Below are 1,443 nucleotides of genomic sequence, written 5' to 3'. Positions count from 1 at the left end.
GCCCGCAACGCGCCGCTGACGCGGCCCCGGCCCGGCCACGCCGACTACGCCGGCATGCTCAAGTACGGCTTCGACGACGCCCGTCCGGTGCTGGAGCGCGCCAGCGCCCGCGAGACGGCCGCCCGGGTCGCCGCGGGCACCGTCGCGCGCGGCTTCCTGCGTGAGGCCCTCGGCGTCGAGGTGCTCTCCCACGTCATCTCCATCGGCGCGAGCAAGCCCTACGACGGGCCGCCGCCGCAGCCCGCCGATCTGACCGCGATCGACGACAGCCCGGTCCGGGCGTTCGACAAGGACGCCGAGGACGCGATGATCGCCGAGATCGAGGCCGCCAAGCGCGACGGTGACACCCTCGGTGGCGTCGTCGAGGTCGTGGTGTCCGGGCTCCCGGTCGGCCTCGGCTCGTTCACCAGCGGCGACAACCGCCTGGACAGCCAGTTGGCCGCCGCGGTGATGGGCATCCAGGCGATCAAGGGCGTCGAGATCGGCGACGGTTTCGAGACCGCGCGCCGCCGCGGCAGCGTCGCCCACGACGAGATGTACCCGGGTCCCGACGGTGTGCTGCGCTCGACCAACCGCGCGGGCGGTCTCGAGGGCGGCATGACCAACGGCCAGGCGCTGCGGGTGCGGGCCGCGATGAAGCCGATCTCCACCGTGCCCCGCGCGCTCGCCACGGTCGACATGACCACCGGCGACGAGGCCGTCGCGATCCACCAGCGCTCCGACGTGTGCGCGGTGCCTGCCGCCGGTGTCGTCGTCGAGACGATGGTCGCACTCGTCGTCGCCCGCGCCGCGCTGCAGAAGTTCGGCGGCGATTCGCTGGCCGAGACCCGGACCAACATCGACTCCTACCTGCGGGCGGTCGCCGAGCGTGAGCCCTCGGGTCACGCGGCGCAGGCGTCGGGCTGATGGCACCCAAGGCGGTGCTCGTCGGTCTGCCCGGCTCGGGTAAGTCGACCATCGGGCGCCGGCTGGCCAAGGCGACCGGACTGGCCCTGCTCGACACCGACGCCGCGATCGAGCAGACCACCGGCCGCACCATCGCCGACATCTTCAGCACCGACGGCGAGCAGGAGTTCCGCCGCATCGAGGAGCAGGTCGTGCGCTCGGCGCTGCAGACCCACGACGGTGTGCTCTCGCTCGGCGGCGGCGCCGTCACCACACCGGGCGTGCGCGAGGCACTGGCCGGCCACACCGTCATCTACCTGGAGATCAGCGCCGCCGAAGGGGTGCGCCGCACCGGCGGCAGCACCGTGCGACCGCTGCTGGCCGGGCCCGACCGGGCGGAGAAGTTCCGCGAGCTGATGGCCGCGCGGGCGCCGCTGTACCGCCGGGTGGCCACCATGCGGATCAACACCAACCGGCGCAACCCCGGGGCGGTCGTGCGCCACATCGTGGCCCGCCTGGACGCCGCACCCGCACCGGTGCCGACCGGGAAGCCGGTCG

2 protein-coding genes are annotated in these 1,443 nt (G+C 73.9%); both read left to right on the top strand.

The genetic code is table 11. The annotated features are described in order from the left end of the window. On the top strand, nt 1-906 hold a 906-nt coding region (gene aroC / locus Q2100_RS29940), incomplete at its 5' end, for a chorismate synthase (RefSeq protein ID WP_302916939.1). Beyond that, the coding region (locus Q2100_RS29935) for a shikimate kinase (RefSeq protein ID WP_302916938.1) at nt 906-1,443 on the top strand (538 nt) is incomplete at its 3' end. The genes aroC and Q2100_RS29935, both read left to right, overlap by 1 nt.

The organism is Mycolicibacterium arseniciresistens (genome assembly GCF_030519285.1).
Lineage (GTDB): Bacteria > Actinomycetota > Actinomycetes > Mycobacteriales > Mycobacteriaceae > Mycobacterium > Mycobacterium arseniciresistens.
This window is presented reverse-complemented; position numbering and strand designations above follow the sequence as displayed.